Genomic DNA, 23,351 nt, shown 5'->3' with positions numbered 1-23,351 from the left:
CCTAGTTTCCTTGCGGCAATCCGTTCAGCTCGGCCAGTGTGTTATCCGGCGACACCAGCAGCGTTATCTCGACACGGCGGTTGCGGGCGCGGTTTTCCGGCGTATTGTTCGGAGCGATAGGGTCCATCTCGCCGCGGCCCTGCGCTTTAACGCGGTTCGGGTCGGCGAGGTGCGCCTGGAGCATTTTCTGTACCGATTCGGCGCGCGCGAGCGACAGCTCGTAGTTCGAGGCGAAACGCGCGCTGCGGATAGGCACGTTATCGCTGTAGCCCACCACGAGGATTTTGCCGCTGACGTTGTTCATCGCCTGCGCCACGCGGTCGATAACCGGCTCATAACGGCCACGCACGACCGTTGAGGCAGAGGCGAACAGGCCGTCGCCTTTCAGAATCACCACGCTGCGGTCGGCTTCGTCGCGCACCGCCACCAGGCCCGCTTCAATTTCCGGACGCAGGAAACCGCGCAGGTTAAGCACCGGCGCCACTTCACGCGCGGGTTGCTGAACGGTGACTTCCGGCAGCGGCGTCTGGTAAATCTTCGCCAGCACCGGGCTGGTGTTATCACCAAGCCGCCAGTTAAGAATGATAAAGAACAGGCACGCCAGGAAACCGGCCAGCGCCACGCAGGCCCACAGCGGCACCACCGGACGCCAGAGCTTGCGCAGCACCGGTTGATCTTCCGGGTGCGGCGAGAGCGGCGGCGGATAGCTGCCGCGCACGCTGCGGATCATCTGCCACAGACGCTGTTTGATGGTTTCAAGCTGCGTGCGGCCGTTATCCATGACGCGATAGCGCCCTTCGAAGCCGAGCAGCAGGCAGTAGTTGATCATCTCCAGCAGGAAGATGTGCTCGCGCGGGTTTTGCGACAGCCGCGCCAGAAGCTGAAAGAATTTCTCGCCGCCCCAGGTTTCGTTGTGGAACGTTACCAGCAGACCGCTGCCTGACCAGACGCCACGGCTGCCCCACGGCGTGAGCGCAGCCGCTTCATCCAGCGCCGTACACAGGCAGTAGCGCGCGCCGACGATCACTTCGTAAGGCAGCGCCGCCTGCTGGCAGCGCACTTCAAAGCGGCGGATCTCGTCTATCAGGCGCTGGCGCAGCCCGGCCTGATCTTCATGCGATACAGAATGACGAATCTGCGGGATCGCGTTAAGCAGCGGGTTGGCCGCCGCGACCAGCGGATTATTACTGCTGGCGCCGGAAAGAATGGCATCGCTGCCGGTGGCTTGTGGTTCCATAGTGAGCGCTCGTCGTGTTATTCATTCGTACTGCGAATGGCCCAAAACTCCATATCAAGGCCCGGGAATTCACCAGCGAGATGCAGCGCAAACGCGCCGGATTTCTCCATCTCTTTCCAGAGTTCGCCGCCCTTTTCCAGTTCGAAATAGCTGTAGCCGGCATGCCACGGGATCTGCGGCGGCGCAACCGGCATGGCGCGCAGCACCATACCCGGCAACTGCAACTGCACCAGATCGCGAATTTTGGTGACCGGCGCGACTTTCATCTGCGCCGGGAAGTGCGTTTGCAGCGCCTCGCCCGGCACGTTGGCTTTGACCGCCAGCACGAAACCGAACTCGCGCACCATGTTGCTTTCCGGCACGGTGGCGACGTTGAGCCCGTGCGAACGCTCGGTGAGCGGCAGCTGAATAGCGCTCTCTTCCATTACCAGCGACAGCCCCTGGCGCAGCATCAGCGTCAGTTTGCCAAAGCAGCCCGCCAGGTTGTCGTGGTCATAGACCGGCAGCGTCGTCTCCGGCGCGCGCTGCGCCGTCCAGGTGGTGAGTTCGCAGGCGAACGCCAGCCAGTCACGCCACAGGGTTTCCGGGTGGAGCAGCGGCAGCGTTTTTAAATGCGTGACGTGGCCGAGATGATGATTAATCAGCGACAGCAGCATGAACTCCACCATCTCCGAGGTGTTAAACCGCCCCGGCTGGCGCAGACGCTGGCTGATTTGCTGGCTGCGCTGACCGAGCAGACCATGCAGATCGTTGAGCATGCTGTAGAGTTGCCCGCTGTTGATGGCGTTGAGCATCGGCGGAATGTAGCTGGTATCGAGGCGCACCTGGTTGTCGTTGCGCTTCTCAATCACCTGCGCGACGCCAATGGCCGTCCACTCGGCGGTCAGTTCGCTCTCCAGCATCAGCTTGAGACGCAGGCGGCCAAACTGTACCGTCGCCGCGCCGACCGACAGCGCGTTGTCGTCTTCCACTTCTTCTTCAAAGGTGGCGTAGCGGGCGAGCGAATCGGCCGCCTCGCTGAAAATCACCTCTTCGCGTCCGGCGCGGCGGGCGGGCAGCGCCAGCACCACGCGCTCGTGCGTGAGGTTGTCAGGAATGGCGAGCGGTGCCGGGCCGTGGCGGGCGTCGCGGAAAGAGAACGGCGTGCCGTCCGGCAGCAGGCCGCTGGCGTAGCTCAGCGCCACGCGTCCCTGACGCAGCATCGCCTCGTCAAATTCCAGATCGAGAAATCCCCAGAGATACGGACGCTGCAACGAACCCCATTCGCGGATGTGGTGTTGCAGAAAACTTTCCGCGCGCTGGAAGTGGTGCGGACGCAGGAACATCCCTTCGGTCCAGACCACTTTTTCTGCTTTGTTCATACTGGTGTCCTGTAAGGGCGCTGATTATTCGTTGATGACGCGGATCCCATTGACGTCAAGAAACACTTTTGCCTCAAGTTCGTCGGATGACCATTTCCAGAATTTATAAATGCTGGAGTCACTGGGGGCGGGCAGCGGGAGCGAGATTCGCCATTTTTTGCCGTCGAGCGCCTGATATTCCGCCATCACGCCGATGTAGCGCGCGTCAAGCGAGCTCTGGCCGCTGAGGGTTTTGTTCAGCTGGCCCGGCATCAGGAAGAACTCGTCGCTGTTGAGCAGGTTGGCTCCCAGCACGGTCTGAGCATTGTTTTGCAGCGAAAAGAAATCCGCAGACATAAAGTCGGCGTCTGATTTCAAAAGCAGCACCCGGACTTTTAGCGGGGCGGAATTATTAATTTGCGGATGAGCCTGAAAAAGCAGGCTGTACTGGGAAGGAACGCTGCGTGAAGACGATAAGCAGCCGCTCAGTAAGGTGAGAGCGGCAATCAAAAACGCCAGGAAGCCCTGGCGTAAAACGGTACGGTTTTTCATGAGGTGTGGCTCATTGAATCAGGATTAATCGATAACCCAGGTTCCGCTTTTGGTGTTTTTACAGGCTTTGCTGTTGCCATCCACCGTCACGCAGTTGGCTTTGGCTGTTTTACGGCGCAGTTTCGGGATCTCTTTACTGACGGTCGCGTCATAAAGACTGCTTTTCACTGCCGCGCGCAGCGGAACATAACCAATCAGTTGCTCTTCACCCTGATCGGCGATGGCCAGCCAATGGCCTTCAACCTGGCCCAGTACGTTATAGGTTTTGCCGGTTTCGAGCTGACGAACCACTTTGCCGCCGAAATCCGGGCGGGTCATGACCGACGCCGGGTACATCGCGCGGTACTCTTCGTTAACAGGCTCGAACTCTTTTGGCGGAGTCACCGCGTGGCGGTGGGTGAGCGTGACGCCATTAACCACACTGGTCACGATAGTGTCATCCGTAACGGCAGGAGGCGGCGCTTTACAACCAGCTACGCCTAACACAAACAGCAGGGCTAATACGATTCGCATATTCATCGATGGTTTCCGTTGCAAATATATTCTGTATACAAAGAAATAACGGCTTCTGGATTCAGGCTATGACTAAAAGTTTGTCATTGCCAGGGAAGATTATGCCATTTCGGTGAAGGAATTTCATTTTCTTCAGAGATAGCTACCGCACGGGCTTTACCGAAGTAAACCCGGACGTTTTACGCATATTTCTGAGGCAGAGCGGGAAAATTCTACATAACCCTCATGACAATTCAACACCAGGTCTGGCGGGCATTTCGGTGAAAACGACTGCCTGATTAACTCAATAGCGCATTTTTAGGAATTTTCCGCCCTTTGGTGCAAGAAATAATCCGGAAAAGAGTAAATACCTTCAGCAATAGCTATTTGCTTTTATAATGTTAAGCGTTTGATTTACAAGAACTACTAACGAGAAAACGTAACGCGTTAACGGAGTAAAGAGGCAGGATAATGCGGAGCGGGCATCCATTAAGATTAATCTGAAAATACATTATTAAGAAGGCGTGAATATAGTGAGCTACCATATTTAGTGGGTGCGTAATTTCATGCTAAAAAAGACACTGCAAGATCTTAAGTAAAATTTTTTTAAATAATGATGACAGCAAATAGTGCTAACGCATTTAGGGTTCATAAAAAGCCTATTTGCCAGGAAAGCATAAACGCAGTTGATTGCACTTTTTTGTCATAAGATTTTCCTTACAAACAGTGCAAAATATACCGTGCATGTCGCTTTTTTACTCTGCCTGTTGGCTACGGATGTGAATATTATTCACCGTGATTATTACGGCAGGGTCAGGAAAAGATTTGGCTTATCACACGCAGGACGGGTACGAAAACAAAAAACCCCGCCGGAGGCGAGGTTTTTTCAGCTACTGTTGCGGGTGGTAGCCGCAAAGCACACTGTGTTACGTCAACCCTGTAACTATACGATCAAATACGCGCACCCGCAATTGGCGCGCGGCGCAGCAGTGGCTTTTCATCAGTATGGTCCAGCTCTCCCTTTCTTGTCCAGAAAACACTGTTCATTTATACAGTGTTTATCTATAATGATGTTGCTGTCACAGCGTGCGATACGGGGCCGCATTTAAACGGGCGCAATAAAGAGTCCTGGCTGAAACGGGTGGTGCCGTCAGTGCCTTAACCCCGAGAGAGCACACTGTGTTACGCCAACAAAACAACTGGCAACAGGCAGCGGAGAGGTACGCCAGTTGGTGCTCCTTTACCAGAGGAGACGCGTATGAGCGGAGTGGATTTGTTTATCCTTATCCTGAAACTCATTGTTGCAGTCCTGCAACTGCTTGATGCTGTCCTGAAGTTCCTTCGGTAACTCAGGTTCAGGCCGCACCAAAGAGGGGCGGGCAACCGCCCCTCTTTAACACGGTACATCCCCAGGAGGGAACGATGTCAGGAATCATCACCATCAGGCCACTCACTCCGGTCGGCATCGATTTTGACCGGCTGCGTGAAGAGAGTCAGGCGCTCGGCTTTGCGATGCTGGACCGGCTCGCCGTCCACTGGATGGACGGCAGCAATGCGTTCTCCGCCCCCGGCGAACGACTGCTCGGCGCGTTTCTTGGCGACGCGCTGGTCGGTGTCGGCGGGCTGAATCGCTGCCCGTTCGATAATCATCCGCGTGCCGGACGGGTGCGCCATCTTTACGTCAGCCATGCGGTACGCCGCGTTGGCGTCGGCAATCAACTGCTGGCGACGCTTGCTCATCACGCCCATAACACGTTTGATTACCTCAATATCCGCGCGCCGGAATCCGCCTTCAGCTTTTATTTACAGGCAGGATTTCTGCCAATGGATCACCCGCACATTACCCACCGGTTGACGCTGCCCTCTGTGGCCTGAGGCAAGCCGCGGCCATGCGCCGTGGCATCATTCACCGTGGCAATAAATCTTTCCGTTGAGTGTCCGTAAAAGCTGCCTGCCCTGTTTTATGACGACATGACAGTTGACTGGATAATCCCCACGTATGCGGTATATTTCTCTCGCATTTAATATCCATACAGAGATATATCCTGTTTCGTTCACCTGTGCATATCGAATAATCATGATGAGAATGTTGGCTAACCGTCATTTGTTAATGATGTTGATTCTGCTTGTCGCCGTCGGGCAGATGGCGCAGACGATTTATATCCCGGCTATCGCCGATATCGCGCTTGAGATGAACGTGCGTGAAGGCGCAGTACAGAGCGTGATGGCGGCGTATCTGCTCACCTACGGCGTGTCACAACTGATTTACGGGCCGATTTCCGACCGCGTTGGGCGTCGCCCGGTGATCCTCGTGGGCCTGGCCATTTTTATCCTGGCAACACTCGTCGCGCTGGAGGCGCAAAGCCTGCCGGTGCTGATCGCCGCGGGCTGTTTACAGGGGATGGGCACCGGTGTTGGCGGCGTGATGGCGCGAACCCTGCCGCGCGATCTCTATGAAGACCCGGCGCTGCGTCACGCCAATAGCCTGCTGAACATGGGGATTCTGGTCAGCCCGCTGGTGGCCCCGCTGCTCGGCGGCCTGCTGGACACGCTGTGGGGCTGGCGCGCCTGCTTCGCGTTTCTGCTCACGCTTGCCCTCGTGGTGACATTCTGTATGTTCCGCTGGATGCCGGAAACCCGTCCGGTGCAGGCACAGCGCCCTCGCCTGCTCGCGAGCTATAAACTGCTGTTCGGCACCGCCAGCTTTAACTGTTATCTGATTATGCTGGTTGCCGCCCTCGCGGGCGTCGCGGTGTTTGAAGCCTGCTCCGGCGTGCTGATGGGCGCGGGGCTTGGGCTGAGTAGTCTCGCGGTGAGCGTGCTGTTTATTCTGCCGATTCCGGCGGCGTTCTTCGGTGCCTGGTTTGCGGGACGCACGCATAAGCGCTTCACCACGCTGATGTGGCAGGCGGTGCTGAGCTGCCTCACGGCAGGCGTGCTGATGTGGCTGCCGGGGTGGCTTGGCATCATGAATGTCTGGACGCTGCTTATCCCCGCCGCGCTCTTTTTCTTCGGTGCCGGGATGCTGTTTCCGCTTGCCACCAGCGGCGCGATGGAGCCGTTTCCGTTCCTGGCGGGCACCGCCGGCGCGCTGGTGGGTGGGCTGCAGAACTGCGGTTCCGGGCTGCTCGCGTGGTCATCCGCGCTGCTGCCGCAGAACGGGCAGTTTAGCCTCGGGATGCTGATGACGGCGATGGGTGTGCTGATGCTGGCGTGCTGGCTGCCGCTGGCGCACCGTGCGCGGATGCCGGAACAGACGATTTAACGTGCTCGTGCCCCGACGCGCGCTCCACAGCGCAGGTCGGGTTCATCATTGCGTCAAGCAGGGCGGCCTGCACAGGCCGCCACGCGCCCTCTTCCCCATCGTAAAACTCATTCGCGGCATTGAGCGCATACGGAATGCCCGCCTTTTTCAGCTCGCAGGCCATAAAACTGGCGAAGGCGAGCGTCGCCGCCGACGGCGTGGTTTTCACCGTCTGCGCTGCCGACCAGCCGCCAACCCAACTGACATGACCGGTTTTCTGCTGCCAGCGGCGGGCGCTGTTAATGCGCTCGCGAATCGCCGCTTTTTCCGCCGACGTGCCGGAAGTCCACGGGTATTTGCCGTTCGCGCGCAGCGGTCCCCACGGGAAAATGTGCCACTGCGCCAGCACATAGTGGCTGCTCTGGGGCGGCAGTTTCAGTATGGAGAGATCTTCCGGCACGGCGCGAAAACGCGGCGCAATGAAAATCATCCGTTGCGCATCAATACGGTGAATGGTTTTGATCACGTCGCCATACAGCCGGTTGAGCTGCTGCGGGTTGTGATTGAGCTTGTCGGCAGGCTCGTAAATCAGATCAAACCCGAGTAGCGGATGCTCGCTGCCGAAGTAGTTCGCCACCGTGCTCCACCAGGCCGCGACTTTCGCGGCGTTCTGCGCGCTCGGGTCCGCCTTAAACGCATCGGCCTGGTAGGAAATAATCGGGATGATGTCGTAGCGCTCGCAGGCTTCGACGATTTTGCGCAAATGGATGAGCCGCTCCTCGGTGGCGTCGCCCGCCACCCGCACCCGCACATGGCGAATGCCGCGCTGTTGAAAATCGCGTACCGCCAGCGGATCGAACTCACGGATGCCGCGCTCGGTGCGCGCCCAGTCAACGTCCATGCCGACGCCAAGCTGCGCGCTGTAGCGCTGGGCCGAGAGCGGCTCGCTGGCGCTTGCGGGCGGCGCGGCATGCGCGGAGGTAAAGAGCAGCAGAAAAGCGAGAGGAAGCAGCGTTTTCATAGCGACCGTATCGGGAACAGGAATCTGGAATATGTAGCACGGATCCGCGCAGGCCGGGTAGTCTGCGGATGTGTTATTCGGCAAGCAACGCTATCAGCGCATGAAGATGCGTCACCACAAAGAGCAGCGCCAGCGCGCAGACGGCCAGCGCAATCGCCAGTTTCGCCCGCACCTGGCCGGGTGCGGAAAAATCCTCGTGTACCAGCGTAATCAGACGACGCTGACGGGCATAGACGTAAATCAGCCCGGCCACGGCCGCAACGCCCCCCAGCGCCAGCCAGATAAGCAGGCCGGCGTGAGTCCACGCGTGGCGCAGCGCCAGCGCCAGCAGCGCGCCGTAGCCAAGCAGCGTGCGCACCCACGCAAGCGATGTACGCTCCGGTTGCAGCCCCGGATCGCGCGGATTACCCGGCATAAAACACCACCAGCATCACCGCCAGCGCCACCACGACCAGCACGCCGCTGATAAACGCCAGCATGCGAGTATAGGGCAGCGCCGCTTTCAGGCGCATCGCCTTTTCGTTGCGCAGCCAGCGCAGGTAACCGTAAATGGCGAGCGCCCCCGCAAAAAAGCAGAGCAGCAGCGACACCGCCTCGCGCACTACCGGCGTGGCGAAATCCGGCGCGAGCTGATCAAGCCCGACACCCGCCGCCAGAAACCCCAGCGCGGTGCGCACCCACGCCAGAAACGTGCGTTCATTGGCCAGTGAAAAGCGATAGTCCGGCGCCTCGCCGAGACGGGAAATTTTCATGACGGCTCCCTGTTTTACCTGTGCTCGCCTCAGCATAACGTAAAACGGACGTCACAGAGGAGCGCTGGCAGTGCGACCGGCACCATGACGATGCCGGTCGAAAAGGCGGGGCGTAACGTTAGTGCAGCTTCGGCCAGTAGTCTTTATTGGCCTCAATGAGATCGTCGAGAATCGCTTTCGCGACCGACGCGCTCGGAACGGTTTTAGACAGCGTAATCGCCTGCCACAGTTTCTGGTATGAGCGCTGCTCCCAGGCGTCCACCACCAGTTTTTCCACCGCCACCTGCTGGCTCATCAGCCCTTTCTGGAAGTGCGGAATATCGCCGACTGTCAGCGGCTCCGGCCCGTTTTTACCCACCAGACACGGGATCTCGACCATCGCATCGGCATCAAAGTTATGGATAGCGCCGTTGTTCGGCACAATCAGCAGCATCCGCGCCTGGGTGTTGAAAGCGATAGCGGTCGCCAGATCGACGATATAGGAGGCGTGTTCGTCGATTTCCAGCTCGCCCGCCGAGGAGTGGCCCGCGGTGATAATGGCGCGGCAGGCGTCAAAGACCTGTTTTTCGCGGTGCTCCATCACTTCGTTGGCGCGGGTGTGCGCCGGGTTGGAATGCGCCACGACGTAATCCGGGAAGAGATAGTATTTCAGGTAGGTGTTCGGCATGGTGTCGGGGTCCAGCGCCTGCACGTCTTTCGCTTTCGCGAAGGTGTCGTTCCAGCTCGCTTCGGTATGCGCGTCTTCTGAGGGCGGCACATAGCCATGCTTCGCCACGTATTCGCGCAGACGCGGCATCAGATCGTTGCCCTCCAGATCTTCAATCGATGTCCACCAGCCAAAGTGGTTAAGGCCGTAGTAGCGCACGCGCATCTCTTTGCGACTGTTCAGGCCGACGATTTTCGCCATCCGCCCTTCGATGCCAATCGGCATATCACAGATGTTGAGAATTCTGGCGTTCGGGCGCAGGCGGCGGGTGGCTTCCGCCACAATCGCCGCCGGGTTGGAGTAGTTCAGCATCCATGCGTTCGGCGAGTATTGCTCCATATAATCCACCAGTTCCAGCACGCCGCCGATAGAGCGCATCCCGTAGGCTATTCCGCCCGGGCCGCAGGTTTCCTGGCCGAGCACGCCGTGGCGCAGCGGGATTTTTTCATCTTTTTCGCGCATCGGATATTTGCCAACGCGAATATGCGCCATCACAAAATCCACGTCGGTAAAAGCCGTTTGCGGGTCCGTGGTGTAGGTAAACTCAATCTCCGGTGCCTGCTCTTTCAGCAGGATTTTGCACGCTTCAGCGATGATTTCCTGACGCGCGCCGTCGTTGTCATAGAACTTCAGCGCGCGCAGCGGAAAGCGGTCGCGGTTAGCCAGCAGCATCAGAACAATGCCAGGTGTAAAGGTGCTGCCGCCGCCTGCGATGACAACTGAGAATTTTTTCATGATACAGCCTCCGTCATGGGGGATAGTGGGTTCGTGGAAGGGGTTTTCATCAGCGATTCAAGCTGGTCGCGCACCTGTGGAACGTGCAGACCGACAATCACCTGAATGCCGTTGCCGCGACGCACCACGCCGTGGGCGCCAAGGGCTTTAAAGACGTCATCGCTCTGGGTTTTCGCCATGTCGACGAGCGTGATGCGCAACCGGGTGGCGCAGTTATTGATGCTTTCGATATTCTCCGCGCCGCCAAGCGCCTGAAGGAAACCCGCGGCCTGACCGGCAGCGGAGTGCGCGGCCGCCGTGGTCTGTCCGCGCGCGGCGCGGTAATCGGCTTTGCTGTAGAGCTTGATGTCGCTCTCAGCGCGGCCTGGCGTTTTGAGGTCGAAGTGCAGGATAAGCGTCCTGAAGACGACGAAGTAGAGCGCGGTAAACCCGCAGCCGATGCCAATCTGGGTAAAAATCATGCCGGAATGGTTGTGGAACATGGGTATCCAGTTCTGCGGCAGGAACTGGTCAAGCAGGCCACCGCCCATGTTGCCCACCACGCCGAAGATATACATCAGCGTCGCCATGGTAGCCGCCAGCACCGCGTGCACCGCGAACAGCAGCGGGGAAATAAACAGGAAGGTGAACTCCAGCGGCTCGGTGATCCCCACCAGCACCGCCGTTAACGTCGCCGGGATCAACAGCCCCGCCACTTTGACGCGGTTTTCCGGCGCGGCCGTGTACCAGATAGCCAGCGCGATGCCCACCGAGCCAAACACTTTCGAGTTGCCATGCAGCGCAAAGCCACCTTCCGGGAACAGCGATTTGAGCGGTGCCGTGCTCTGGCTGAATTCCTGCAAATGCTGCGCCCAGTACACCTGAATGCCGCCTTCCACCGCCGCCGGGCCGAAGATAAACGGGCCGTAGACAAAATGGTGCAGCCCGGTCGGGATCAAAATGCGCTCAAGGAAGGTATAAACCCAGACGCCGAGCGCGCCGGCGGAGCGTAAAAACGCCTGTAATGACTCAATGCCCATCTGCACTTTCGGCCAGCCCAGCAGCGTGAGCCAGGCACAGGGGCTCATCACCAGGAACGCGATAATCACCACAAACGAGGTGCCCTGAAAAATACCGAGGAAGACCGGCAACGATTTCTCGTAGTAGCGGTTATGAATGGCGGTGACGATCCCGGAGATAACAATCGCGCCGATAATGCTGGTATCGAGCGTTTTAATCCCGGCGATCAGCGTTAAGCCGCTGCCCGCGACCGGGTCGGCGGCGAAATTAACACCAAAGAAGTGACCCCAGGTCATTCCCATCGCGTTAATAAAATAGTTCCAGGTCAGAAAGCTAATCAGTACAGCGAGGCAGGCGCGGCCCTGCGCCTCACGGGCGAGGCCAATCGGTAAGCCGACGGCGAAAATCAGCGGCATATTGCGAAACACCGCCCAGCCGCCCTCTTCAATAATGTGAACGATCTGCGCGAAGAGATTATCGGGCGCGGTGAATGCCTCGCCCACAAACAGCGGATTTTGCAGCATGATGGCAATGCCGACGACCATCCCGGCGAAAGGAAATAACAACACCGGGGTAAACATGGCACCGCCAAATCGTTGTATTTGACTGAGCATTTTTAAATCCTCATGTAACAACCTGTAGGGTTTGAGGCCTTAATTATTTTCTGGTGGCCTGAAGCGAGCATAAAAAGTAACCGCGGCGTGAACATGGCGCGCCGCTGCGTTCCGTGATCGCATTCATGGTTTTAATTTGCACACTCAGGTCTACTTTCCTTGTTAAATCTGGACATCCCCGGGAGCAATCTCCCGGTTAACAGGCGTAAAGAGGTCTACGGGTGATCTACAAATCCATTGCCGAAAGGCTGCGTCTGCGCCTGAATTCATCGGACTACCACATCGGCAGCCCACTGCCTGGCGAGAAAGCGCTGGCGCAGGAGTTTGGCGTGGCGCGGATGACGATTCGCAAAGCGGTCGATTTACTGGTGGGCTGGGGGCTGGTGGTGCGCCGCCACGGCAGCGGCACCTATGTGGCGCGCAAAGACGTGCATCACGAAACCACGAATCTGACCGGGCTGGTGGAAGTGCTGCGTCAGCAAGGGAAAGAAGTACACAGCAAGGTGCTGCAGTTTGAAGTAATGCCCGCGCCGCCCGCCATCGCCAGCCAGTTGCGCATCCAGATAAACGAGCGCATCTACTTCTCGCGCCGGGTGCGTTATGTCGAGGGGAAACCGCTGATGCTGGAAGACAGCTATATGCCGGTGAAGCTCTTTCGCACGCTGTCGCTGGCGCATCTGGAAGGCTCGAAGTTTGATTACATTGAGAAGGAGTGCGGGATTACCATCAGCGGCAACTATGAAAGCCTGACGCCAGTGCTGGCGGATAAACAGCTGGCGGCAGTGATGAACGTGCAGGAGCAGACGCCGCTGCTGCGCATTACGTCGCTCTCTTACAGCGATAGCGGCGAATTCCTTAATTATTCAGTGATGTTTCGCAATACCAGCGACTATCAGGTGGATTACCACCTGCATCGCGTTCGCCCGCCGGCATTATGATGACCGGGTGGTTACGCATAAAAAAAGGCCCCGCTGTGGGGGCCTTTTTCATGAGATGCCGTTACTGGTTTTCGGTTTCGCTGTGGCTCAGCGCCGGGCGTTCGCCCTCAATGACGCGCTCGTCATCCTGGGCGCGCGGCTGACCGATGGCGATACGCTGCGGGGCCAGCGCTTCAGGAATGTTGCGCACCAGATCGATGTGCAGCAGCCCGTTGGTGAAGGTCGCGCCGGAGACTTCCATATGCTCAGCCAGCGTGAAGCTCAGGCTGAAGGGCTGGATAACCAGACCCTGATGGAGCCATTTCGGTTCGTTTTCCGGTTTCACCGGCGTGCCTTTCACGCGCAGCACGGTATTTTCCAGCTCAATCTCCAGATCTTCCTGACGGAAACCGGCTAACGCAAGGGTAATGCGATAGTGGTTATCGTCGCTTTTTTCGATGTTATAGGGCGGGAAGCTCTGGCTTTCAGCGGTGTTCATCAGCGCGTTGGCCAGTTTGTCAAAACCGATCCACTGACGGAAAAACGGGGATAAATCATAGTTACGCATAGTATCTCTCCTTCTTTGAAGCGAGTGAAAACGCCAGTGCGTTGACTGGCTGTGCTCCCGTTCGGCGAGCACGGAACGACAAAGGTGGGCCGCCGCGGCGACCCGGCGAAATTAGTTACCGATTTCGATACGGCGCGGTTTTTTGGCTTCCGGGATCACGCGCTCAAGCTCGATGTAGAGCAGGCCGTTCACCAGATTTGCGCCACGCACGAAGATATTTTCGGCCAGCTGGAATTTGCGCTCGAAGTTGCGCTCGGCGATACCCTGATACAGGTAGGTACGCTCTTTCTGATCCGGCGCGTGGGAGCCTTTCACCACCAGCAGGTTGTCCTGGGCGGTAATTTCCAGCTCGCTTTCTGCAAAGCCTGCCACGGCAATGGCGATACGGTAGTGGTTTTCATCTACCAGCTCGACGTTGTACGGAGGGTAGCCGCCGTTGCTCTGGCTCTGGTTGTTCTCAAGCAGATTGAAAAGACGGTCAAAACCGATGGCGGAACGATACAGCGGGGATAAATCGAAGTTACGCATACATACTCCTGAAATCAGCGAGGTTTAACATCGCCCTCCTCAAAGGACAGGCGGCTGTGGCGGAAGGCCCGTTCGGCATCCTCCCTGCGACCACGATCCAAAAATGGGTGCGGCCCGACGCTTTTCAAGGGCCGAAATCGGCCTTTTTTTGTCGATTTACATTTCTTTGCGTAGACTGGGGATAACAGCATCTAATGCTAAACTGCGAGCGCTGCCACAGGACGGCAAAGGCGCGCTATTCATTCTGATTCAGGGGCGTTATATCTCATGACTGACGCCTGCGATGCGACGACATAACAGAAGAATGAAAATGAACAATACTCTCGGGAAAGTGATTTTTTGTAGTAGCGCGTTGCTACTCGGCGGCTGTTCCAGCGTCATGTCGCACACTGGCGGCGGCGAGCAAGGGTATTATCCCGGCACGCGGGCCAGCGCGACGATGCTCGCCGATGACGACACCAGCTGGGGGCTGAAGCCGCTGGTGGCGCTCGATCTCCCCTTTACGGCGATAGCGGATACGCTGCTTATCCCGTGGGACGCCTTCCGTACCGATAAATCGGTGAAATCACGGGTGGAAGAAAGCGAAAAGAAGTCCTTCGCCATTAACGCCGTGATCCCTCCCGCGCCCTGATTATCTTCCGGTTTCCGTCATCCAGATCTGGCGGAAACCGTCGGTCTCCTGCATCCAGGCGATGCGTTTTCCATCCGGCGAGATCACTACGGCATCGGCGGAAATTGCCGCCGTCTGCGGCGGCGTGAGCGGCGTTATCTCGCCCGTGTTGATATCGCAAAGCACAATCCGATTGCCCTGCATAAACCCGATAGCCTCGCCCGACGGATGCCAGCTAAACGCCGACGCCACGCCCTGTGCGCCCTGCGTCACCTGACGCGGCTCGCCGCCCGCAGACGCAATGAGCCACAACTGCGCCACGCCGTTATCATCGTTCATCAAAAACGCGATTTCCGTACCCTGCGGATTGCTGCGCACCCAGTGGCGCGGCGTGGTGGCAAGCCCCGGATAGCGGCGATCGTGCGTGAACGTCAGGCGGCGCTGCATAACGCCTGCAGGCGGCGCAGGCATGGCGTCTGGCGTGCCTTCGAGCGGCGCGTCGCCGGGCGTTTTCCACGCTGCCTCGTCTTCCGGTAAATCCACGATAAACAGCTCAGGCGCTTTCACGCCTGCCTGCGTCAGCGTATCGCCGATAAACGCCAGCGCACGCCGCTGCCGCGTGCCGTCCGCTTTCTGATAACCGTCAAGCCCGACCCAGCCCTCTTCATACGCACGGTTGATCTCATCGCTGCCGGGGCGCGGCGCGGGCGTGGTGCGGCTTACCAGCGCGCACCAGCGGCTGCCTGCGTATTCGCGCGGGTGCGTGCAGGGCGGCGTGACCGGGCCGAACGGCAGCGCCACGCCGACGTTGCGCAAATCAAGCGCCGGATCGCGCTCATGCAGAACGTGGTCGTTGTAAGTGAAACTCAGCCACGCGCCGTCCGGGCTGAACACATGCACATGGCTGCCGCCGCGCAGCGCGCCGGGCGTGAACGGCGGCGTGATATCCATCGCATCGAGATTCTCTGCCGCGCCGTTTTCCACCACCACGCCGCGGCGGTGATGAAAATCGTAGCGCCAGGTGGCGTCCGGGTTCTCCGGGCCGTGAATAAAAACATACTGCTCCGCCACGGGGTTCACCGTCACCACGCCCACGTGTGCGCCTTCCGGGGCGCGGTAGATAACCTCCACCTCGCCGGTCCCGACATTGACGCGCTCAATGGTTTTGCCGGTAAACGACGCGCCGGACGGGCGCACGTCAAACGCCAGCCACTGGCTGTCGGGCGTCCAGACGTTAATATTGGTGAGGTGATGGTGACGCGGGGCGAAGGTGAGCTGTTTCATCAAGAGAAAACCCTGAAGCCAAAGAGGGCCTCAGGGTAAAAGATTCCGCGGAAAAAGCCTATCAGGGAACCGGCGTAATCAGCGGCTCGCCCGCACACCAGGCGTTGACGTTCTCCAGCACCAGCCGCGACATCTCGCGCCGCGTCTCCCACGTGGCGCTCGCCATATGCGGCGTGATGACGACGTTGTCGCGCTGCTGGAGCGGCGCGGGCACGTTCGGCTCATCCGTGAAAACATCCAGCCCGGCGCCGGCAATCGCGCCATTCTCCAGCGCCGCAATGAGCGCCGTTTCGTCCACCACGCTGCCGCGCGCGACGTTAATCAGAATCCCCTGCGGGCCGAGCGCCTCCAGCACGGCCGCATTGACCACGCCGCGCGTCGCATCGCCACCTGGCGCGCAGAGCATCAGGAAATCGCTCTCCCGCGCGAGCTGCGCTAAACCCGGCACAAAGCGGTACGGCAGCGCGCTGTGCGGCTGGCGGCCGGTGTAACGGATCTCCATATCAAACGCCTGCGCGCGACGGGCGATGGCCTGCCCGATGCGCCCCATGCCGAAAATACCGAGCCGCGTGCCGGAGACTTTCCGCGTCCACGTAAAGCCGCCCTGCTGCCAGCCGCCCTGTTCGATAAACTTCTGCGCGGCGACGATACGGCGCGACGTGGCGAGCATCAGACCGATGGCGAGATCGGCCACGTCATCCGTCAGCACACCGGGCGTATGGGTCACGGCGATACCGCGCTCACGCGCCGCCGCCACGTCCACGCCGTCATAACCGACGCCGAAAACCGCAATCAATGAAAGCGCCGGTAGCCGGGCGATAAATTCACGAGTCACCACCGCTTCGCCGTTGGTGACCAGCGCCGTGATGTCGCCAGCAATCGCCACGAAGTCGGCGTCAGACATCTGCGAAAACTCACGCAGATCGTAGCGCTCGCGCAGTTCCGCCGTGAGCGCATCCGGCAGATACGCGTGTTTCAGCACCATCGGTTTCATCGGGACTCCTGTTTAAGTGAAGCGGCCGTTTCAGCCACGCCAGGACGCGCCGGGCGCGAGACCAGCACGCCAATAATGCCGCCCAGGATCAGCGCCACGGCCACAATCAGCAGCCCGTAGTGGTAGCTGTCCGTCGCGTCTTTGATTTTGCCGAGCACCGGCGGCAGGCCAAGCCCGACGAAATTCGCCACGGTATTAATAAAGGCGATAGAGGCGGCAGCGGCCACACCCGCCAGTTTTTCGGTCGTGACCGCCCAGAAAATCGGCGTGAGGGCGAAGTTAAAACCGACCGTCAGCACCAGTAGCCCGTAGGCCACCAGCAGGTTGCTGGACCAGACAGCGATGGCCAGCGACACACCGGAGAGGATCAGCGGCAGGCCGAGATGCCAGGAGCGCTCATGCGTGGTGTCGGAGTGGCGGCCGTTGAGATACATAAACAGGCAGGCGGCGATAAACGGCACGGCGGAGAGCAGACTCACCACGATGTTGCTCTGATCGCTCGCCATGCTCTTAATAATGAGCGGCAGAAACAGCGTAATGCCGATAGAGCCAAACGCCTGGAGGAACCAGACCAGGCTCAGCAGCAGCACGGTTTTGTTTTTCAGCGCGCTCAGCCAGCTGTGGTTTTTACCCACTTCCACACCCGCGTTGTCGCGCGCCAGCTGCGCCTTCAGCCAGCCTTTTTGTTCTGCCGACAGCCACGGGGCGTGATCCGGCGTCTGCGGCAGCCGCCAGAGCACCATGATGCCGAGCACCACCGCCGGAACGCCCTCGATGGCGAACAGCCAGCGCCAGCCTGCGATATCCGCGAGGCCGTGCATATTGAGAATAGAGCCGGAGATCGGCAGGCCGATAATCGACGCCATCACCGAGCCCATGTAAAAGAACGACATCGCCCGCGCGCGGTTACTCTTCGGGAACCAGCAGGAGATGTAATAGATGATGCCCGGCGTAAAGCCCGCCTCCGCCATGCCGAGCAAAAAGCGCATGACGTAGAGCTGCGTTGGCGTCTGCACCAGCGACATCCCGGCGCTGACGATGCCCCAGGTGATCATGATGCGCGCTATCCAGACGCGGGCGCCCACCTTCGTCATGATGACATTGCTCGGGATTTCAAAAATGATGTAGGAGATGTAGAACATCCCGACGCCGAGGCCATACATGCTGGCGCTCAGACCGAGATCGGCGTTCATTTGCAGCGCCGCGATGGAAATGTTGGTTTTATCAAGGTTAGCGACAAAGTAGCAGATGATGATAAACGGAATTATCTTCGCGTTGAGCTGCCGCAGGGTGGTCGAGTACAGATCGGTATGCATAGCAGAACCCTCTTTCCTGCCGTGGCTAACCCGGCAGGTTTATGGTTGTTATACGTTGATACGTAACGCGCGCCGGTGACCGGCGGCGCGTTATCTGCGCATTCCGTCGCAGGCATCCCTGCCTTCCATCACGGCCTTAGCCGACGCGTTTCACCTCCCCGACCAGCAGGATGTAAGAGAGCGCGCCGATAAGCGCCACGACCGAGATGTACACCAGCGCCGGGCCGAAGCCGTAATCCTGCGCCAGATAACCAATCACCAGCGGCACCGTGATGCCGCCCAGCCCGCCGACGAAGTTGAACATGCCGCCGGTAAGGCCAATCAGGCGCATCGGGGCCAGCGACGAGACCAGCGACCAGGTGATCGACGCAAAACCGTTACCGAAGAACGCGAGCGCCATCAGCACCACAATCCATGTCGGATCGTTGGTGTAGTTCGCGCCCATGATGCAGGTAGAGATGAGCAAACCGCAGATAATCGGCGTTTTACGCGCCGCGCCCAGTGAAAACCCTTTTTTCACCAGCTTATCCGCCAGCCAGCCGGAGAGCAGCACACCGAAGAACGCGGCGAGGAACGGCACGGTTGTCATAAAGCCTGCTTTCAGCGCCGTGATGCCTTTCTCCTGGGTGAGATAATTCGGGAACCAGGTCAGGAAGAACCAGAGCGTGGAGGTGACCGCAAACTGGCCGAGATAAACCCCAATCAGTTTGCGATGAAACACGAGCTTCCAGTCGGCGCGGGAGAGCGGCTGGCGCTCGGCCTTTGCAACGGGCGCGTCGCCATCTACCAGGCCGCCGCCGTCGCGGATGTAATCGAGCTCCGCCTGGCTGATGCCTTTAGTGAGCCGCGGCGGCTGGTAAACCTTAAACCAGACGAGCGACCAGATAATCCCGATGCCGCCGGTGACGATAAACACCCAGTGCCAGCTTAAAAGCTCCTGGATCCAGATGAGCAGCGGCGTGAGAAACGCGAGCCCGACGAACTGACCGGAGGTATAAAACCCGACCGCCGAGGCGCGCTCGTGCTCCGGGAACCAGCTGGTCACCATGCGGTTGTTGGTCGGGAACGCGGGGGCCTCAAACACGCCGGTGATGGCGCGCAGGCCGATGAGCGAGAGCAGCCCGGTGGCGAAGCCCTGGAATAGCGTCGCGACCGACCAGCCGAAAATGGCGATGAAATAGGTTAGCCGCGAACCCATGCGGTCGAGAAACCAGCCGCCGGGGATCTGGCAGAGCGTATAGAGCCAGGCGAAGGCAGAAAAGACGTAACCCATTTCCGCTTTGCTGATACCAAACTCCTCCTGAATATGCGCCGACGCCACGGCTAAATTGGCGCGGTCGACATAACAAATCACCACGGTAATAAAGATCATCGCCAGCGTCAGATAACGACGACGCCCCGGTTTTGCAGCAGTTACAGAAATATCCATAACGTTCTGTCTCCAGAATTAAGGCATAGCGAGGCCGCTCACCATGCCCTGTAAAATACAGAGGGTGTGTTTTTTATATTCGGGTGTACTGCCCGGCGAGCCGGGCTTATTTTCATTTAATCAATACGCGAAATAATTTTCGTAAAAACCGGAATTACCTTGTCCTGAATAATTCGCGTTGCATGAAAAACCGCTGTGCGCAACGCGCTAAATAATTCGCGTTGTGGGAAGGCGGCAAATTAACAAATCTTCGGGCGCTTACTGAAGTAAGTGACCGCGGTGAGGAAACGCAGCCAACGCCGTTACAGCGCGAAACAGGACGGACATTACCATTCGGCGACGGAGCCATCGGCATGCCGCCACAACGGATTGCGCCAGTCTGCGCAACTCTGACTACGCGCCACCACCTGCTCTTCGTCGATCTCCACGCCAAGCCCCGGCTTCATCAACGGCTGGAAGTAACCGCCTTCCATTTTGAAATCGTCTTTATTTTTAACAAAATCAAGCAGCTCAGCGCCCTGGTTATAATGGATGCCCATGCTCTGCTCCTGGAACACCGCATTACGCGAAATGAAATCGACATGCAGACAGGCCGCCAGCGCGATGGGCCCGAGCGGGCAATGCGGCGCAAGGCCGACGTCATACGCCTCCGCCATCGCGGCGATTTTCGCGCACTCGGTAATACCGCCCGCATGCGACAAATCGGGTTGCAGAATCGCCAGGCCACCTGCTTCCAGCACGCGCTTAAATTCAAAGCGCGAGAACATGCGCTCACCCGCTGCAATTGGAATATGCGTCTGCGCGGCGAGGCGCGGATAATATTCCGCCTGCTCGGCTAATACCGGCTCTTCAATAAATAACGGGCGATACGGCTCCAGCTCTTTAATTAATATTTTCGCCATCGGCGCACTAACGCGACCGTGGAAATCGAGACCAAATTCGATATCGCTGCCAAATTCTTCACGGATCTGCGCCACGGTATTCACCGCCGCATCGACTTTACGCGAATCATCAATAATGCCTAACTCTTCGCAGCCGTTTAATTTAAAGGTATCAAAACCAATCTGGCGCAGCGTTTTAATACCGGCGATGACTTCTGCCGGACGGTCGCCGCCCACCCAGCTGTACGCTTTAATTTTATCGCGCACCAGGCCGCCCATTAGCTGCCAGACCGGCGCGTTCAGCACTTTGCCTTTAATATCCCACAGCGCCTGGTCGATACCGGCGATGGCGCTCATCAGGATTGGGCCGCCGCGGTAAAACCCGCCGCGATACATCACCTGCCACAAGTCGTTGATGCGCGCCGGATCCTGACCAATCAAATATTCGCCCAGCTCATGTACCGCCGCCTCGACCGTCCGTGCCCGGCCCTCAATGACCGGTTCGCCCCAGCCCACCACGCCTTCGTCGGTTTCTATCTTCAGAAACATCCAGCGGGGCGGTAAACGGTATGTGGTTAGTTTGGTTATTTTCATTGCACTGCCTCCCGATACGCCTTAACAAATGCTTTCGCCTGCGCGGCCGTGCGCTCAACCGGCTGCCCGGCGCGATACAAATCGCTGCCAAGCCCGGCGCCGATGCAGCCCGCTTTCAGCCACACCGCCAGGTTTTCCGGCGTAACGCCGCCAACCGCGAACACCGGAATTTCCGGCGGCAGCACGGCTTTTAATGCTTTGATGTAATCGGGGCCGAAGGCAGAGGACGGGAAGATTTTTAGCGCCTGCGCGCCCGCCTCGATGGCGTTGAACGCCTCGGTCGCCGTGGCGCAGCCAGGGCAGACGGTCATGCCGTAGCTCACCGCGCGCCTGATCACCTCTGGCTGAATATTGGGCGTGACGACAAGCTTACTGCCCATCTCTGCCAGCTCATCCACCTGCTGCGGCTTTAACACCGTGCCTGCGCCAATCAGCGCGCGATCGCCAAACGCGTTGACCATCGCGGCGATACTGGTGCGCCAGTCCGGCGAATTGAGCGGGATTTCCACCGCCTCGAACCCGGCGTCGATAACCGCGGCGACGTGATCGTGCGCCTCGTCGGGCGTGATGCCGCGCAGGATGGCGATGAGCGGAAGTTTATTGTGCCACTGCATGAGCGAGACTCCTTATGCCTGTCTGAAATGCGCGGTCGCCTTCAAGCGCCTGCGCCGTGTATCCCAGCAGCGACAGCGCGCGCTGGTAACGGCTGGCGAGCGACGGGCTGGCGACCAGCGTGAGAGGGGAATGACGGCCTGGCTGCCAGTGGCGAAGCTGGCTTGCCACTTCGTTGCCAATCAGCAACCCGGAAAGAAATTCAGCGACGTGTTCGCACGCAAGGCTTCCCAGCACATGGGCGGCGCGAACTTCAAACAGGCGGATCAGCGGCGCGTCGGTTTCCGCGCCCTGTTCAAGCCCCGCGTTAAAGGCATCGGCGCTCTGCTGCTGTTCCGGCAGGCCCGCGCCAATCAACGAATGGGTTAATAAAAGATGGTGCAGCTCGCCGGTCATCACCGTGCGGAAATCATTAACCTGCTGCGCGTCCGCCTGTACCCATTTGCAGTGCGTGCCGGGCATGATGTAGAGCGGCGCGGGGGCCAGCTCGCGGGCGCCGAGCAACTGGGTTTCTTCGCCGCGCATGACGTTGCGGTTATCGTGCCGGCTTACGCACAGGCCAGGGATAATAAAAACGCGTTCCGCCACCGTCGTGAGCTGGCTGCCGATATCAACAAAACGGGCCGGACACGGCAGATACGGGGCGATTTTCCAGCCCGCGTTGCTGCCGACCATGCCCGCCATGACGACCGGCGTGGCGTCATCGCGCCAGCCTTCGGTTACCTGCGCTAACACCGCTTCGGGGGTTCTGCCGTTGAGGCGGGTGACGCCCGCCTCCGATTGCCTGCTTTCCAGGCACTGCTCGTCCTGGTAAAGCCAGGCGCGCAGATTAGTGGAACCCCAGTCGATAGCGATGTAGCGAGATGTCATGTGATTTCCTTAAGCCTTTTTGTCGAGCTGGCGATCATGGTTAACGCCGCCTGCTCCGCCGCCTCGCCGTCCTGATGCCGGATCGCATCGAACAGCGCTTTATGCTCCTGGAGCGTTTTCGGCATGTTGGCCTCATCACCCATCCAGGTACGCTCAAACACAGCCCGTTGCAGGGAACTTATCGCCACGCTGAGCTGTTGCAGCACCGGGTTATGCACCGCCTCCAGTACCGCTTCGTGATAACGAATGTCCGCCTCGTTAAAGGCGTCGCGGTTCTGGTTGTTGGCAATCATGTCGTTCAGCGCCGCTTCAATACGGGCCAGATCGCTTGAGGTCGCGCGCTCTGCCGCCCAACGGGCGATAGCGGGCTCAACCAGGTTGCGCACTTCGCTCATTGAGGCAATCAGGCGCGGGTCATCGTCATGCTCCAGCACCCACTGGAGCACCTCGGTGTCGAGGTAATTCCACTGGTTGCGGGGCGCGACAAACGCACCGCGATAGCGCTTCATCTCAATGAGCCGCTTCGCCATCAGCGAGCGATACACTTCGCGAATGATGTTGCGCGAGGTTTCAAACTCCTCGCACAGCTCCGCTTCTGCCGGCAGTGACGCGCCCGGTACATATTTCCCGCCAACGATCTGGCGGCCCAGCGTCACGATGATGCGGTCGGTTTTGGTCATGTTATGGGTTCCTTTCACGCGAGGTTTCTTCGCTTACTTTACCCTGACCGCCGATTTTCGCCGCATTTTTGAAGTACAACCGTGACGCGGGTGGCCGTGCTGATGGGTTCAATGTAGTACAATCTATTATGGTTGTACTACAATTTAGATCACAAAAACGACAAAAGAATATATCAGGAGAAATACCAGAAGGGGATTTATCAGGTTGTTCGATGGGAATGTAAAAGTCGTGATTTACGGGAAAGCGTTACGAAAAAGGCGTGAAAATTCAGCAAAATGCCCGTAGGTTTTTGATGGTTTCGCTCAGGACGGACAATTTATAATGGCGGCGGCGCTTGAGGCTTTTTGCCTCATGCTGTCGGCAGAAATGCCGTGA

The 23,351-nt window shown here is 58.7% G+C and carries 24 protein-coding genes; 5 read left to right on the top strand and 19 right to left on the bottom strand.

Annotated elements, in window-relative coordinates; genetic code table 11:
• Position 1: 1 nt before the first annotated feature.
• Genes ACUW6V_RS19055 through ACUW6V_RS19040 form a run of 4 tightly spaced genes read right to left on the bottom strand, consistent with a single transcriptional unit; the run spans position 2 to position 3,648 of the window.
• Positions 2-1,237 (bottom strand): DotU family type VI secretion system protein, encoded by a 1,236-nt coding sequence (locus ACUW6V_RS19055; RefSeq protein ID WP_004385971.1) that lies wholly within the window; start codon positions 1,235-1,237, stop codon positions 2-4.
• Positions 1,238-1,254: 17 nt separating this feature from the next.
• Complete coding sequence (gene tssK, locus ACUW6V_RS19050) at positions 1,255-2,598, bottom strand: type VI secretion system baseplate subunit TssK (RefSeq protein ID WP_004385972.1); 1,344 nt, start codon at positions 2,596-2,598, stop codon at positions 1,255-1,257.
• Positions 2,599-2,622: 24 nt separating this feature from the next.
• Positions 2,623-3,129, bottom strand: coding sequence for a type VI secretion system lipoprotein TssJ (tssJ, locus tag ACUW6V_RS19045; protein ID WP_454038773.1), 507 nt, complete (start codon positions 3,127-3,129; stop codon positions 2,623-2,625).
• 24 nt (positions 3,130-3,153) lie between these two features.
• Complete coding sequence (locus ACUW6V_RS19040; RefSeq protein WP_007872337.1) at positions 3,154-3,648, bottom strand: YdgH/BhsA/McbA family protein; 495 nt, start codon at positions 3,646-3,648, stop codon at positions 3,154-3,156.
• A 1,231-nt stretch (positions 3,649-4,879) separates the two neighbouring features.
• On the opposite strand from ACUW6V_RS19040, the gene tisB reads away from it, so the two are divergent.
• From tisB to emrD, 3 genes are all read left to right on the top strand, one after another.
• Complete coding sequence (gene tisB, locus ACUW6V_RS19035) at positions 4,880-4,969, top strand: type I toxin-antitoxin system toxin TisB (RefSeq protein ID WP_032803729.1); 90 nt, start codon at positions 4,880-4,882, stop codon at positions 4,967-4,969.
• A 74-nt stretch (positions 4,970-5,043) separates the two neighbouring features.
• On the top strand, positions 5,044-5,496 hold the full coding sequence (locus tag ACUW6V_RS19030; protein WP_004385975.1) for a GNAT family N-acetyltransferase: 453 nt from the start codon (positions 5,044-5,046) through the stop codon (positions 5,494-5,496).
• Positions 5,497-5,707: 211 nt separating this feature from the next.
• Positions 5,708-6,886: a multidrug efflux MFS transporter EmrD gene (emrD, locus tag ACUW6V_RS19025; protein ID WP_454038778.1), complete on the top strand. Its 1,179-nt coding sequence runs from the start codon at positions 5,708-5,710 to the stop codon at positions 6,884-6,886.
• On the opposite strand, the gene ACUW6V_RS19020 is transcribed toward emrD, so the two are convergent.
• The 5 genes from ACUW6V_RS19020 to ACUW6V_RS19000 form a co-directional block, all read right to left on the bottom strand.
• Positions 6,789-7,886, bottom strand: a complete 1,098-nt coding sequence (locus ACUW6V_RS19020; RefSeq protein ID WP_454038772.1) for a cellulase family glycosylhydrolase — start codon at positions 7,884-7,886, stop codon at positions 6,789-6,791. The genes emrD and ACUW6V_RS19020 overlap by 98 nt on opposite strands.
• A gap of 73 nt (positions 7,887-7,959) precedes the next feature.
• Complete coding sequence (locus ACUW6V_RS19015) at positions 7,960-8,301, bottom strand: DUF202 domain-containing protein (RefSeq protein ID WP_004385978.1); 342 nt, start codon at positions 8,299-8,301, stop codon at positions 7,960-7,962.
• Positions 8,291-8,638, bottom strand: a complete 348-nt coding sequence (locus ACUW6V_RS19010; RefSeq protein ID WP_007703818.1) for a YidH family protein — start codon at positions 8,636-8,638, stop codon at positions 8,291-8,293. Before ACUW6V_RS19010 ends, ACUW6V_RS19015 begins: the two co-directional genes overlap by 11 nt.
• A 118-nt stretch (positions 8,639-8,756) precedes the next feature.
• Positions 8,757-10,079 carry a 6-phospho-alpha-glucosidase gene (locus ACUW6V_RS19005; RefSeq protein ID WP_007779762.1) on the bottom strand — a complete coding sequence of 441 codons (1,323 nt, stop codon included), beginning with the start codon at positions 10,077-10,079 and terminating at the stop codon, positions 8,757-8,759.
• Positions 10,076-11,692, bottom strand: coding sequence for an alpha-glucoside-specific PTS transporter subunit IIBC (locus tag ACUW6V_RS19000; protein ID WP_454038771.1), 1,617 nt, complete (start codon positions 11,690-11,692; stop codon positions 10,076-10,078). Before ACUW6V_RS19000 ends, ACUW6V_RS19005 begins: the two co-directional genes overlap by 4 nt.
• A gap of 221 nt (positions 11,693-11,913) precedes the next feature.
• On the opposite strand from ACUW6V_RS19000, the gene ACUW6V_RS18995 reads away from it, so the two are divergent.
• Entirely contained in the window at positions 11,914-12,630 is a 717-nt protein-coding gene (locus tag ACUW6V_RS18995; protein ID WP_004385983.1) for a GntR family transcriptional regulator, read from the top strand.
• A 61-nt stretch (positions 12,631-12,691) separates the two neighbouring features.
• Here the strand turns inward: ACUW6V_RS18995 and ibpB are convergent, their stop codons facing one another.
• Positions 12,692-13,177, bottom strand: coding sequence for a small heat shock chaperone IbpB (ibpB, locus tag ACUW6V_RS18990; protein ID WP_007765888.1), 486 nt, complete (start codon positions 13,175-13,177; stop codon positions 12,692-12,694).
• A 111-nt stretch (positions 13,178-13,288) separates the two neighbouring features.
• Positions 13,289-13,705, bottom strand: coding sequence for a small heat shock chaperone IbpA (gene ibpA, locus ACUW6V_RS18985; protein WP_004385985.1), 417 nt, complete (start codon positions 13,703-13,705; stop codon positions 13,289-13,291).
• Between the two features lie 304 nt (positions 13,706-14,009).
• Here ibpA and ACUW6V_RS18980 point away from each other — a divergent pair, with 304 nt between their 5' ends.
• Positions 14,010-14,336, top strand: coding sequence for a YceK/YidQ family lipoprotein (locus tag ACUW6V_RS18980; RefSeq protein WP_007872325.1), 327 nt, complete (start codon positions 14,010-14,012; stop codon positions 14,334-14,336).
• Here the strand turns inward: ACUW6V_RS18980 and ACUW6V_RS18975 are convergent, their stop codons facing one another.
• From ACUW6V_RS18975 to dgoR, 8 genes are all read right to left on the bottom strand, one after another.
• A complete protein-coding gene (locus tag ACUW6V_RS18975; protein WP_454038770.1) occupies positions 14,337-15,599 on the bottom strand; it encodes a DUF3748 domain-containing protein in 1,263 nt (420 codons plus the stop codon).
• Between the two features lie 61 nt (positions 15,600-15,660).
• The gene (locus ACUW6V_RS18970) at positions 15,661-16,593 is read right to left on the bottom strand and encodes a 2-hydroxyacid dehydrogenase (protein WP_454038769.1); all 933 of its coding nucleotides are present in this window, start codon (positions 16,591-16,593) and stop codon (positions 15,661-15,663) included.
• Complete coding sequence (locus tag ACUW6V_RS18965; protein WP_014729922.1) at positions 16,590-17,909, bottom strand: MFS transporter; 1,320 nt, start codon at positions 17,907-17,909, stop codon at positions 16,590-16,592. Before ACUW6V_RS18965 ends, ACUW6V_RS18970 begins: the two co-directional genes overlap by 4 nt.
• Before the next feature lie 136 nt (positions 17,910-18,045).
• A complete protein-coding gene (locus ACUW6V_RS18960) occupies positions 18,046-19,338 on the bottom strand; it encodes an MFS transporter (protein WP_004385990.1) in 1,293 nt (430 codons plus the stop codon).
• Positions 19,339-19,664: 326 nt separating this feature from the next.
• Positions 19,665-20,813, bottom strand: a complete 1,149-nt coding sequence (gene dgoD / locus ACUW6V_RS18955; RefSeq protein WP_032988541.1) for a galactonate dehydratase — start codon at positions 20,811-20,813, stop codon at positions 19,665-19,667.
• Positions 20,810-21,427, bottom strand: a complete 618-nt coding sequence (locus tag ACUW6V_RS18950) for a 2-dehydro-3-deoxy-6-phosphogalactonate aldolase (RefSeq protein WP_454038768.1) — start codon at positions 21,425-21,427, stop codon at positions 20,810-20,812. Before ACUW6V_RS18950 ends, dgoD begins: the two co-directional genes overlap by 4 nt.
• A complete protein-coding gene (locus ACUW6V_RS18945) occupies positions 21,411-22,295 on the bottom strand; it encodes a 2-dehydro-3-deoxygalactonokinase (RefSeq protein ID WP_454038767.1) in 885 nt (294 codons plus the stop codon). The genes ACUW6V_RS18950 and ACUW6V_RS18945 overlap by 17 nt, the downstream gene beginning before the upstream one ends.
• Complete coding sequence (gene dgoR / locus ACUW6V_RS18940; protein WP_105622728.1) at positions 22,292-22,975, bottom strand: D-galactonate utilization transcriptional regulator DgoR; 684 nt, start codon at positions 22,973-22,975, stop codon at positions 22,292-22,294. The genes ACUW6V_RS18945 and dgoR overlap by 4 nt, the downstream gene beginning before the upstream one ends.
• Between the last annotated feature and the right edge of the window lie 376 nt (positions 22,976-23,351).

Source organism: Cronobacter sp. 153480017-3, from assembly GCF_053627815.1.
Note: the sequence above shows the minus strand (reverse complement) of the source record. Positions and strands in the feature narration are given on the sequence as shown.

Excerpts from the sequence above, each read along its gene's own strand:
- ACUW6V_RS18960 (WP_004385990.1), bottom strand. The coding sequence starts at position 19,338 with ATGGATATTTCTGTAACTGCTGCAAAACCGGGGCGTCGTCGTTATCTG.
- ibpA (WP_004385985.1), bottom strand. The coding sequence starts at position 13,705 with ATGCGTAACTTCGATTTATCCCCGCTGTATCGTTCCGCCATCGGTTTT.
- dgoD (WP_032988541.1), bottom strand. The coding sequence starts at position 20,813 with ATGAAAATAACCAAACTAACCACATACCGTTTACCGCCCCGCTGGATG.
- emrD (WP_454038778.1), top strand. The coding sequence starts at position 5,708 with ATGTTGGCTAACCGTCATTTGTTAATGATGTTGATTCTGCTTGTCGCC.
- tssJ (WP_454038773.1), bottom strand. The coding sequence starts at position 3,129 with ATGAAAAACCGTACCGTTTTACGCCAGGGCTTCCTGGCGTTTTTGATT.
- ACUW6V_RS18965 (WP_014729922.1), bottom strand. The coding sequence starts at position 17,909 with ATGCATACCGATCTGTACTCGACCACCCTGCGGCAGCTCAACGCGAAG.
- ACUW6V_RS19015 (WP_004385978.1), bottom strand. The coding sequence starts at position 8,301 with ATGCCGGGTAATCCGCGCGATCCGGGGCTGCAACCGGAGCGTACATCG.
- ACUW6V_RS18980 (WP_007872325.1), top strand. The coding sequence starts at position 14,010 with ATGAAAATGAACAATACTCTCGGGAAAGTGATTTTTTGTAGTAGCGCG.
- ibpB (WP_007765888.1), bottom strand. The coding sequence starts at position 13,177 with ATGCGTAACTATGATTTATCCCCGTTTTTCCGTCAGTGGATCGGTTTT.
- ACUW6V_RS18945 (WP_454038767.1), bottom strand. The coding sequence starts at position 22,295 with ATGACATCTCGCTACATCGCTATCGACTGGGGTTCCACTAATCTGCGC.
- dgoR (WP_105622728.1), bottom strand. The coding sequence starts at position 22,975 with ATGACCAAAACCGACCGCATCATCGTGACGCTGGGCCGCCAGATCGTT.
- tisB (WP_032803729.1), top strand. The coding sequence starts at position 4,880 with ATGAGCGGAGTGGATTTGTTTATCCTTATCCTGAAACTCATTGTTGCA.
- tssK (WP_004385972.1), bottom strand. The coding sequence starts at position 2,598 with ATGAACAAAGCAGAAAAAGTGGTCTGGACCGAAGGGATGTTCCTGCGT.
- ACUW6V_RS18950 (WP_454038768.1), bottom strand. The coding sequence starts at position 21,427 with ATGCAGTGGCACAATAAACTTCCGCTCATCGCCATCCTGCGCGGCATC.
- ACUW6V_RS19055 (WP_004385971.1), bottom strand. The coding sequence starts at position 1,237 with ATGGAACCACAAGCCACCGGCAGCGATGCCATTCTTTCCGGCGCCAGC.
- ACUW6V_RS19020 (WP_454038772.1), bottom strand. The coding sequence starts at position 7,886 with ATGAAAACGCTGCTTCCTCTCGCTTTTCTGCTGCTCTTTACCTCCGCG.
- ACUW6V_RS18975 (WP_454038770.1), bottom strand. The coding sequence starts at position 15,599 with ATGAAACAGCTCACCTTCGCCCCGCGTCACCATCACCTCACCAATATT.
- ACUW6V_RS19040 (WP_007872337.1), bottom strand. The coding sequence starts at position 3,648 with ATGAATATGCGAATCGTATTAGCCCTGCTGTTTGTGTTAGGCGTAGCT.
- ACUW6V_RS19010 (WP_007703818.1), bottom strand. The coding sequence starts at position 8,638 with ATGAAAATTTCCCGTCTCGGCGAGGCGCCGGACTATCGCTTTTCACTG.
- ACUW6V_RS19005 (WP_007779762.1), bottom strand. The coding sequence starts at position 10,079 with ATGAAAAAATTCTCAGTTGTCATCGCAGGCGGCGGCAGCACCTTTACA.
- ACUW6V_RS18970 (WP_454038769.1), bottom strand. The coding sequence starts at position 16,593 with ATGAAACCGATGGTGCTGAAACACGCGTATCTGCCGGATGCGCTCACG.
- ACUW6V_RS19030 (WP_004385975.1), top strand. The coding sequence starts at position 5,044 with ATGTCAGGAATCATCACCATCAGGCCACTCACTCCGGTCGGCATCGAT.
- ACUW6V_RS19000 (WP_454038771.1), bottom strand. The coding sequence starts at position 11,692 with ATGCTCAGTCAAATACAACGATTTGGCGGTGCCATGTTTACCCCGGTG.